At 55.5% G+C, this 11318-nt stretch carries 8 protein-coding genes; 2 read left to right on the top strand and 6 right to left on the bottom strand.

The window, feature by feature from the left end; all coding sequences use genetic code 11:
• From SFX18_15660 to SFX18_15635, 6 genes are all read right to left on the bottom strand, one after another.
• On the bottom strand, positions 1-1050 hold a 1050-nt coding region (locus SFX18_15660; protein MDX1964588.1), incomplete at its 3' end, for a calcium-binding protein.
• Between the two features lie 217 nt (positions 1051-1267).
• Positions 1268-4777, bottom strand: coding sequence for an FtsX-like permease family protein (locus tag SFX18_15655; GenBank protein ID MDX1964587.1), 3510 nt, complete (start codon positions 4775-4777; stop codon positions 1268-1270).
• A 36-nt stretch (positions 4778-4813) separates the two neighbouring features.
• Positions 4814-5518: an ABC transporter ATP-binding protein gene (locus SFX18_15650; GenBank protein MDX1964586.1), complete on the bottom strand. Its 705-nt coding sequence runs from the start codon at positions 5516-5518 to the stop codon at positions 4814-4816.
• A gap of 26 nt (positions 5519-5544) precedes the next feature.
• On the bottom strand, positions 5545-5988 hold the full coding sequence (locus SFX18_15645; protein ID MDX1964585.1) for a thioesterase family protein: 444 nt from the start codon (positions 5986-5988) through the stop codon (positions 5545-5547).
• A gap of 231 nt (positions 5989-6219) precedes the next feature.
• On the bottom strand, positions 6220-6540 hold the full coding sequence (gene rpsR, locus SFX18_15640; protein MDX1964584.1) for a 30S ribosomal protein S18: 321 nt from the start codon (positions 6538-6540) through the stop codon (positions 6220-6222).
• A gap of 189 nt (positions 6541-6729) precedes the next feature.
• A complete protein-coding gene (locus SFX18_15635; GenBank protein ID MDX1964583.1) occupies positions 6730-7062 on the bottom strand; it encodes an RNA-binding protein in 333 nt (110 codons plus the stop codon).
• Between the two features lie 391 nt (positions 7063-7453).
• On the opposite strand from SFX18_15635, the gene SFX18_15630 reads away from it, so the two are divergent.
• Together SFX18_15630 and SFX18_15625 are read left to right on the top strand one after the other, a co-directional pair.
• Positions 7454-9928, top strand: a complete 2475-nt coding sequence (locus tag SFX18_15630) for a sodium-translocating pyrophosphatase (GenBank protein ID MDX1964582.1) — start codon at positions 7454-7456, stop codon at positions 9926-9928.
• Positions 9929-10069: 141 nt separating this feature from the next.
• Positions 10070-11318 (top strand): PA14 domain-containing protein (locus tag SFX18_15625; protein MDX1964581.1); only part of this gene is annotated, 1249 nt, incomplete at its 3' end.

Genomic DNA, 11318 nt, shown 5'->3' with positions numbered 1-11318 from the left:
ATCGCTCCCCCCCAATCCTAGCAATTGGTAATTCCACCCTTCATCTTGAATATAATTCGACAATTCTTTGCCGATGAGGATATCTTCATAGTTGGTCCCCACAATATTTTCGATGGAGTTTTGCAAGACCTGCAAAAAGATGCAATCGTTGGTGGCGGGATCAAAATCCGTGGTGAGTGATTGGCTAGGATCCGTTCCCCATTTGCGTAAATCAACGCCCATCCCCTTGGTAAAGCCGCTAATCACCAAAAAATCCGTACCGCCAATGTCCAGGACCATATCTTTATTCATCGCGCCGGAGGAATAGTAATACTGATCATCCCCCAGTCCCCCTTCCAGGATGTCATTTCCCCCGGCGGGATACATAATGTCATTCCCCAAATCGCCATAAAACAAATCATCCTGGTAATTACCCCACATGCGGTCGTTACCCGTGCCGCCATAAAAGGTAAATTTGCCATAGTAGCCGTCATTGCCAAAGATGTCGTCGTTGCCGGCGTCGCCATAGATCACATCATGCGGCTGGAAACCCTGATACGTCATTCCATTGCCGGAATTCACCACATCGTCCCCGTCGCCAGCATAGATAAAATCGCTGCCGCGACTACCGGTAATGGCGTCGTTCCCGCCGCTGCCATATAAATGCACTTCCCGCAGGTTGGGCAGCTTTTTTAGATCTAGCGTTCCCAGGTGAATGGTGTCTTTACCCGACCCGCCTAGGACTTGGATACGCTTGACCAGGCTGGCCTCCGCCTGGGTACCAGAAATGATGGTGTTAAACGCATCACGGGCGACCAAGTAATCCCGGCCATTGCGTTGCTCAAGGGCCAGGTTCATGGTGTTTCCATAATTATCCCCGCGTACAAAAAAGTCCGAGCCAATTAGCTGTGCCGTAGCACTGCATTGCCAGCGTGGCTCTAGTTGCTCTCCCCTCCTTAACGTTGTGGCTTCCGCGCGACGAATGCTAGCGGAATTTTGAAAAGATGTGTTCCACAATGCTTTGATAAACGCGCGCAGCGCATTCCTCAGCCCGTAGATACGGCTTGGCATAGTCACTCCCTGAATAAGCCGCCTCCCCTGAAAAGACGGCCCATTTCACCCAGATTCTACAAATAGGAGAAATTCACGACAATAACAGCCCGGGGGTAAATTCGATATTCAGGGCTTTTTTGCGGATGATCGCATCAAATTCTAATATAAATCTCAATTATTCCCTCAGTGGGTCCTTTTGAGGAACGTGGGGATCTTGCAGGGTAATGGCATAACGTTATAACGTTCCCCCGCGGATGGCCCGGACAGCGCTTTCTTTGAACACGCTTCGCGCCGCCAACCAGCCCGCTCCCAACCCCACTGTCAAAAAGAGCGTCAAGATCCCTATTATCATTTGCCAGGGAACAGCCGCTTGGTCGCTCCATAGTTGGGGCACGATAGCGACCAGGGCCGCCCCCCCACCTAAGATCAACCCGCAAAGTAATAGCGCGCCATTTTCACCGCTTAACAGGCGCAACAGCCGTCCCCGCGAAAAACCAATCGCCTGCATCAGGGCTAATTCTCCTCGGCGCTCAACCACATTGCGCAGTTGCACCACGGCCAACCCAACAGTCCCCAGCAACAGCCCCAACCCCCCCAAGGTCTGAAACGTTCCCAAATAGGTATTTTGCACCGCCATAAAATTTTCTAGCCGGGTGCGCGTCGATTCCAATAAGAATCCATAATCCCCCAAGGTCTCCTCCCATGCGCTTTTGACCACGGCGGGGTCGTCACCCACTGCGGGTGCCGCCAAAAAGAGGCGGTATCCGCTGACTTCGGGAAACAACCGGCGAAAGGATTGCTCTGAAATCAACAAATCCCCCTGCCACAGGCTGTTTTTTAGGAGGGCCACCACTTTATAAACAACTAGCCCGGCGGTGGGATCATTGACCGTAAATTGCTCTCCCACCCCGCCATACAATTGCAAACTGTACATCGCGGTATTTTGGTCCAGGATCACGGGAATGACATGCTTGGCATCGGAGCCCACACCGCTCAGGACAACTTTTCTGTTTAACAGTAACCAGGGGTTTTCCGCTTCCGCCGGGGACATATCCGCAGGCAAGGCTCCCCAGGCAAAACCACCACGCGCTTGTAAGCGTGGGCCAATCCCCACCACGCGGGGTTGGCGGGTTTTGTACAAATTACGGCAGCTCGCGTCTTCGCCGCTGCGCACCCGGCAGGGAAAAATATCCGCCCGCTCGGCAAAGAACTCGGCCCGTTGTGCGGGCTCCCATTCGCTGGGGGGCGTTTGTGGATCAGGCTCGGCAAAGCCCAATTTTGCCAGCCGGTCGGTGGATAGGGCCAGATTGGCATAGAGCGGAACATCGCTTTCGGCAATAAACATAAAACCCCCATCCCCCTCATATTTATCCTTGCCGCTAGGGGGAGGCGTTAAATGAAAAGCGCTGATTGCCACAATTAAAAAGACCGCTCCCGCCATTAGCCCCACGGTCAAGGTGCTGCGGCCGGCGGCACGACTGGCGTTGCTCCAGGCCAGCGTGGCCAGGTTGGTCACGCCCAGGGATGTTGATTCCGCTTGACCGCGATACAAGCCATACAGGGCGGTCATTCCCGCGATTAATAAAAGCGCCCCCGATCCAAAAAACGTGCCTGCCCGGGCTTCACCGGAAAGTTGTGTTCCCCACGCAATTAGTCCCACTGCCCCCGCCAACGCGCCCCATCCCGCGACCGCCCGCATATAACCCGCGCGACGCACATTGCCGGGCTGTTCCAGGGTTTGCCCGGTCAGTAATTGTCGCGCCGGAGATTTGCCAATGTGCCGCAGGGACCACCAAATCGTAACCATCGCCACCCCAAAGGTCACCAAAAACCCGCTCACTAATGTTGCCGGAGGAGCATACAACCGAATAAAGGGGGTGACCACCGCCGCCAGCCACCACGTGCGCAAGCCATAGATCATCACTTGGGCATACAAGATTCCCCCCAACACGCCCAATGCGGCCCCCAGCGCGGCAATCACAGAGCCTTCGGCCAGCAGGCTGTTTCTGACTTGCGCCGGTGTAAAGCCCAAGGCCAGTTGCATTCCCATTTCCCGCCCGCGTAAATCCAAGCCCAGGCGAAACAACAGGCTAATCAGTAAGATCGCGGCCAGAATCAAAAACAGACTAAATCCAAAAAACAACCCATCAAACGGAGTGGTTCCCGCCGCGGCGGCCAAGCTTTGATCCCTGACCGGTTGCCACACCAGACCATAATCCACGGGGCTTAACACTTTTAAGAGTTCCGCTTCTAATTCTGCGGCGGTCTCCCCGGGCCGCGCGGCAAACCGCCAGGTGGTGACTCGGCCAAACCGGCTGCCCCATAGCCGCTGCGCGGCGGCTAAGGACACAAACGCCTTGGGCGTGGCCCGCCAGTCATCCCAGTAGCGTTCATCCTGATCGTTGGGCTTGGTGCTGCGGACTCGCTCTGGAAAGTACGGAAACGGCGGATCCCAATTTGCCAGAGAATCTTGATCGGTGATCCCCTTTAACTCTGGCGTTAATTCCTTATCCGCCGCCGGGCCTGTCATGGGTAAAATGGCGGCTAATTCAAAGGAATGTGATTTTTCCGCCACTTCCCCGTGCGTGCTTTCCGGCTCAAAAAATGTCAACGTGATGGCATCCCCCGGATTGACAGGATGCCCCTGCGCCGCCAAATCATCCGCCACCCATTGGTTGATCGCGATTTGCCGGTCGGAAAGGGGGGGGACGATCTTTCCCTTCGCGTCCCGCCAGGGCCCATGCGGCGGCCCTGGCGCAAAATCGATTCCCGCCACCGTGGAATACGGCACGCGAGCCTGATCGTCGGCAATCGAAATCCAATTGGCCAGATAGACCAAGGCGGGTTGCGGTTCGCGGGATTCCCTTTTAGCCCAAGCATCTAACTTTTCCACAATCGCGTCTTCCAGGAGCAACTCTTGGCTACTGATCTGCCAAGGACCATTTTCCAGCTTGCGAAATTGCAATCCATAATCCGCCAGCCGCGGTCGCAGGACGGGACCGCCGTTATCCCCGGCAACTTGCTGTTTAATATCAGAGTCCACCACGAATAGCCCGTTGATCTTGCCATCTTGGGCCAACAAATCCTGCAATGTCTCAAGCGCCACCAAGGCGTTTTTGGGCTGCAGTTGATTGGGACGCAGCGAAAACCCTCCCAGCTCGGTATTTGGTAAAATCCCGGCGACGGTCAACTGCCGACTAAGACTGGCGGCCGTTTTGCGACCCAAGGGGCTATCGGGCGGAATATCAGCCGGGCGCGGCAAACGAAGTAAAATTTCCTGCCCCGCGACCACGCCCAATTCCGCCGCTAACTCTTGATTGAGCAAGACTTCGTTCAAGCGCGGGGGGGAAAAATCGCCGGGTAATCCAAACTGCCCCCAAAAGTCGCTTGTCACTCCCAACACTTGGACTTTGCCGGCGCGGCGTTTTTCTGCCGGAGCGGGAGGGGTAAATTGGACGCTGGCTTCCAATAAGATCACTGGCAACAGATGCCGCGTTGGGCGCAATGGGGCGGAATTGGCGGTTTCCGCCGCTAATTCTTGGCGAAAAAAGCGGGGCGCGACCAGGGCGTGCGTCACCGGTCCCAGTCGGCGCAGCGCCAAATCGCGTAAACTACCCCGCAGCGACTGGCCAATGATCAAGGCTCCCGTCAACACCGCGCCTGCGACCGCCACGCCCAGCGCGACGGCCAAGTGCATCCGCCAATTCCAGGCTAAAGAGCGTTGGATAAATGTTAATCGATTCATGGATCATGACCAGAATGTGGCGTCCGTGGCCGCTGCTTAGCGATTTTCCTCTGTAGTCACCGCCAGTCCCATTTCTAGCAACCGTCCATCGTTAAGTTCGTATCGCCGCTGGCACAAGCGGGCCAAATCCAGGCTGTGGGTCACAATCACCAGCATGGCTTGTTCCACGGCCTGCAATTCCAGCAGCAAGCGCGAGATTGCGGCGGCGGTGTGGCGATCCAGATTTCCCGTCGGTTCATCCGCCAATAATAGCCGCGGCCGCAACAACAACGCCCGCGCGATGGCCACGCGCTGACGCTCCCCGCCTGACAGTTCCCGTGGGCGGTGCGTCAACCGGTCCGTCAATCCGACCCGTTCGGCTAGTTCCCTTCCCCGGCGCGCAAGGTCATCCGTGACGGTTCCCTGAGCCAAGGCGGGCAAAAGGATATTTTCTAGAACGGAGCATTGGGGCAGCAAATAATGCTCTTGAAAAACAAAGCCAATTTGCGTGTTACGAAAGTGGGCCAAGGCCGCCTCGTCCAGCTGCGAGGGGTCTTTGCCTAAAATTTGCACTTGACCGCGGGTGGGGGACTCCAGCGTCCCCAGCAAATACAACAACGTGCTTTTGCCCGCGCCGCTAGGACCCAGGATGGCGGCATTTTGCCCCGGCTCCAGCCGCCAATTCAATTCCCGCAAGATGGACAGCGGCTCCCCGCGGGTGGGATATTCCTTGGCGACATCCGTTAAGATTATTCCCGCCATGTGTCACTCGCTAGAAAGAACCGCGCTCAGACCCGCACATAAGGCCGCAAAAGAGCACTCCACGATTGCGGAACAGGCTGGCTAGAGAGCAGCTTGCCATGTGCAACTTGGCAACAAACCGCCACAATTTGACCCTCTGCCACGAGCGCCTCCCCGCACAAAAATTCAAACGCGTAGGTGATGCTTTTTGTGCCTAATCGGGCCACCCAGGCCTTGATATCCAAGACGTCCTCAAACCGCACCGCTTGGCGAAAATCACAAGTTGCCGAAACCCGCGGCCAGCTCAAATGGGGCGGGGGAGAATCCGCCGGGGGCATAACACTGAGTCCCAGACTACGCAAGAGCTCGTGTTCGACCGACTCCATTAACTCAAAAAAAGCGGCAAAATGCATGATACCCGCGGCATCCGTCATGGCAAATTCAACCCGGCGGGTGGTGTTAAACGTGTTCACATTCACCTGGTTGGGCACGAATCAGGTTGTACCATCGTTTGCCAAATAGCCAGCTAATTACAAAAAATATTTTTAAGCAGCGCAACAAAAACCCACGGTCAAGCTACTTCCCGCCGTGGGTCTGTTATGTACTCTGCACACTCTGTGTGCGGAATATGAAGTCTTTGGACAAAGATAAACCACAGGGCAAACTGTGCAAACCATTTTGCGCTATTCGCGCCGCGCATCTCACGCAGTGAAATGAATATACTACTCACCCACATAAGGGAGTAGCGCCATAAAGCGAGCGCGCTTGATCGCTTTGGTCACGGCGTGTTGGCTGATGGCGGTGCAGCCGCTTTTACGGCGGCTGACAATTTTTCCCTGTCGATTCACCAGTTTCCCCAGCAATTCCATGTCCTTGTAGTCGATGTACATCGGCCGGGGGCGTTCGCCATTAATAAAGATCGGGTCTTTTTTCTTGACGCGGACCCGAATACGGTTGGAGGACCCACCCGGGCCGCCCCGCCGATCCCCGCGAAAGCCGCCGCGATCCCGATCCCGATCTCGATCAAAACCATCATGTGCCATAGGAGTGTGCTCTTTTAAAAAGAGGCAATAACTTTTTAATGTGAAAAAAGATTGGCGTGGAAAAAAGATTGCCGCTGAAGGAATCAACGGCAATTTTCGTCTTGAAATTATAAGCGGGGAACAGCCTTAGTCCCCGCGTCAAGCTACCTCAGGAATAATCCGGTCAGGCAGCTTTGTTTTCGTTAGGGCTTAGCGGTAACCGCGTCCACCACCGGAACGACCCCCGCCCGAGCGTCCTCCCCCTCCGCCACCATATCCACCCCCGCCGCCGGGAGTCTTGGGCCGGGCTTCGTTGACAACCAGGGGCCGGCCGTCAACTTCCTTGCCATTGAGGGCGTCAATGGCGCTGTTCATCGATTCGTCAGAGTCCATTTCGACAAAACCAAACCCGCGCGAGCGGCCGGTTTCACGGTCGGACATGACTTCGGCCATGCGCACGTTGCCATGCGCGCCAAACAGTTCTTCTAAATCCGCATTCGACATCGACCAGGGGAGATTCCCCACGTAAATCCGCTTTCCCATATCTCTACGATCACCTTCGATCCATGGAAGCCACACCGAAAACGTCCCGATCAAAACAGACCACAGAGGCGGAGGCTTCCTAGATCCCGACCTCATGACTGAACGCTGGCAACTGGCAAGTATAACCCCCAAAGCCCCCCGGGGACAATTGGTCAAAGCAAAAAAATTCCCGCTTTTGCCGGTTCCTTACCCCTGCATTGGCATTTTATGGCCAAATCGCGACTCGCGGGACCTGACCGGCCAATATTTTCCTCCACCCTGCCGCGGAAATTGTTAAACTTGTCTTGTTCAATTTAGAGAATATGGGCTAGATTTCCTTACTCATGTTTTAATTTAGTCAGTCAAGGGAGGAATGACCGAGATGCGGAATTTAGCTGTTTTAATGATCCCCATGTTACGCGCGGCACTGGTGTTGGGCTTGATAGGCTTGTCCGCTGGTTGGTGCCACGCCAGCGAGGCCGACTTACCAATTCCCGATTTGCACGCTGGCAATTTTAATATTCTCGGAATCCAAATTTCCGCCTGGTGGCTGCTGTTTAGCGGGGCCATCGTGATTGCCGGGACGCTGGGAATCAGCCTGTATTTATACGCCCAGATCAAAGCCCTTCCCGCTCATAACTCGATGCTGGACGTGGCGGAAATTATCTTTCAAACCTGCAAGGAATACCTGATCCAGCAGGGCAAATTCTTGCTGATGCTGTTTCTGCTGATCGCGGCCGCGATTTCATATTACCTGTTGGCGTTTCCCAGCGAGGGGCACGACGGCGCGACGCCAATCGATCCTTACACCAAATTGGCCTTGGTGTTGCTATTTGCCGTGGTGGGGATGGCGGGGTCGTACGCGGTGGCCTGGTATGGCATTCGGGTCAATACCTATGCCAATGCCCGGACGGCGTTTGCGTCGTTGCGGGGGGTGCCGTGGGATGTGGTCAATATTCCCCTGCGGGCGGGGATGTCGATTGGGCTATTTTTGATTTCGCTGGAACTGATCCTGATGGTGATCATCCTGCTGTTCGTGGATCGCAGTATCGTGGGGATCTGCTTTTTGGGATTTGCCATTGGCGAATCATTAGGGGCGTCGGCCCTGCGGATCGCGGGGGGAATTTTTACCAAAATCGCCGATATTGGCAGCGATTTGATGAAAATCGTGTTCAACGTCAAAGAGGACGACCCGCGCAATCCGGGCGTGATTGCCGACTGCACCGGCGATAACGCGGGCGACTCCGTCGGGCCCACCGCCGATGGTTTTGAAACTTATGGCGTGACGGGCGTGGCGCTCATCTCGTTTATCGTCCTGGCAATTCCACAGGCGGAGTTGCAGGCGAAACTGATCGTCTGGATTTTTGCCATGCGGTTTTTGATGGACTTTATGTCCGGCGCGTCGTACTTTATCAATCAATCGATTTCCGAGAAGAAATACGCCGGATTAAAGGAATTCAACTTTGAGGAACCCCTCACCCGGCTGATTTGGATCGCTTCGATCCTGTGCATTCTGACTTCCTACGGCATGAGCTTTTTGCTTTTGGGCAATCTGCAAGTCGAAGGAAAGGATTATCCAAACTTGTGGTGGCAGCTTGCTACGATTATCAGTTGCGGAACTCTGGCTGCGGTGCTGATTCCGGAATTTACCAAGGTCTTTACCAGTTCCCACTCGTTGCATGTCAAGGAAATCGTAACCGCCTCGCGCGAGGGGGGGGCCTCCCTCACCATCCTATCCGGGTTGGTGGCTGGCAATTTTAGCGCGTTCTGGAAAGGGATGCTAATCACCGGACTCATGGCCGGGGCATACTTTGTTAGCTTGCAGGGGCTGGATTCCCTGATGATGGTCGAACTGGTCAAGGACCAGCCCCTGGTGGGGGTCGGCTCGATCTTTGCCTTTGGGTTGGTGGCCTTTGGCTTTTTGTGCATGGGACCGGTGAATATCGCCGTCGATAGCTACGGACCGGTCACTGATAACGCGCAATCGGTGTTCGAGCTGGCCCAAACCGAAAGTCTGCCGGGGATCAAGGCCGAGATCGAACGCGATTTTGGCTTTACGCCCGATTTTGAACGGGGCAAGCATTACCTAGAGGCCAACGATTCCGCAGGGAACACGTTTAAAGCCACGGCCAAGCCCGTGCTTATTGGCACCGCGGTTGTCGGGGCGACGACCATGATCTTTGCCATTGTGCTGATGTTGGGCAAAGCCAAACTGCTGCACCTGAGCCTGACCGACGCCCCCGTGCTGTTGGGCCTGATCAGTGGAGGGGCGGTCATTTACTGGTTTTGCGGGGCGTCCATGCAGGCCGTTACCACCGGGGCCTATAGCGCGGTCGAATACATCAAAAAGAACATGCGGCTGGACAAGACCGAAGCCAGCATTGAGGATTCCAAAACCGTCGTCCGCATTTGCACGCAATACGCGCAAAAAGGGATGTGGAACATTTTTATCGTGCTCATGGCGATTACCCTGGCATTCGCGTTTTTTGATCCGAATTATTTTGTCGCTTATTTGATTTCGATTGCGATCTTTGGCTTGTTCCAGGCGATCTTTATGGCCAATGCCGGGGGAGCGTGGGATAACGCCAAAAAACTGGTCGAAGTCGACCTAAAGGAAAAAGGGACCGATCTGCACGCCGCCACCGTGATCGGCGACACGGTGGGAGACCCGTTTAAGGACACCACCTCGGTCGCTCTCAATCCGATTATCAAATTTTCCACGTTGTTTGGCCTGTTGGCGGTGGAAATCGCCGTGCAATTGCGGCGCGCCGCAAAAGCCCAGGGGACCACGGATTACACGCCCTATATTGGAGCTGTCTTTTTGGCAATCGCGTTCTATTTTGTGTACCGCTCGTTTTATAACATGCGGATTCCGGACAAGGCCTAAGTTTCCGGGACAAATATTCCCCCGATTAAGGAAATCCCGGCTCTTGACGGGGGATTGCGGCTGGCTGACAATAAAACTGACCTCGTTATCCCACCTTTTGATCCGCCGAATTGCGGATCTTCCAGTTATTCGAGGACTGGCATGCGTCTGTTTTCCCTGGTCCGCGACCAGCTTGTACCCCGTCGTGCGCGTGGCACTTACCCCCGGCCCCGGTTTGGTTGGTTGTATTCCCTTGCCTGTTGCCTAGGCTGCGTCCTAATCGCCGCGGCATTTTTGGCGGTAAAAATTTCACTATTCGCGGCGACGGAACCCCAGGCACCATCCTCGGAGGTCCAAGCGGCGGATCCGGAAAAGTCCCCTCCCGCAACCAACCCCGCGACAAATATGGGGGACATTTCCGCCGGTAAGACGCTCTACCACGCCAAGTGCGCGGCCTGTCACGGCCAAAAAGGGGAAGGAAGCGACCAGCACGACCAGACGTTGCAGGGGGATCGCTCCGTCGCGCAATTGGCCGACTACATCCACAAAACCATGCCTGAGGACGCTCCCGGCACGCTGTCGGCCGTGGAAGCGGCCAATGCCGCCAGTTATGTCTATCACGAGTTTTATTCCCTCGCCGCGCGCGAGCGTCACAAGCCGCCACGGATTGAACTGTCGCGGCTCACGGTCAAGCAATATCGCCAGGCCGTGGCGGACCTGGTCGGTAGCTTTCGGCAGGCCACGCCACTTCCCACACAGACCGGCCTGAACGGTCTCTATTACGCCCAAAATGAGTTTCACTTTCACCGCAATTTTAAGAAAGATCGACTGGTTCAAGAACGCGTCGATCCCACGATAAAGTTTGACTTTGGCACGACGGCCCCGGTAAAGGATAAAATGTCCGCCGAGCACTTTGCCATTCGCTGGGAAGGCGCGCTACAGCCTCCCGAGACGGGCGAGTATGAATTCATCGTCCGGACCGAGCATGCCGCCGCCCTGCATGTTAATAATGAAACAACCCCTTTGATTGATGCCTGGGTCAAATCCGGCAACGAATCCGAATACCGCGGTTCGATTTTTTTGGTGGGGGGGCGGCTTTACCCCCTGCGGCTGGATTTTTGCAAGGGGAAACAAGTTCCCGGCAACAAATCCAAGGATAAAAAAGAGAATTCCGACGTGAGCGCGTCGATTGAACTGCTGTGGAAACGCCCCCATGCCCCGGCCGAAACTATCCCCCCCACGGCTTTTGCGCCGGTAAAACCCGCCGAGTCATTCGTCTGTGCCACAGCGTTCCCGCCGGACGACCGCAGCTACGGTTGGGAGCGCGGGACGACCATCTCCGCCGAGTGGGACTCCGCCACCACCGCCGCCGCCCTGGAGGCCACGGGGTATATCCTGGCCAATCTAAATA

Source organism: Pirellulales bacterium, from assembly GCA_033762255.1.
Taxonomy (GTDB): Bacteria; Planctomycetota; Planctomycetia; order Pirellulales; family JALHPA01; genus JANRLT01.
This window is presented reverse-complemented; position numbering and strand designations above follow the sequence as displayed.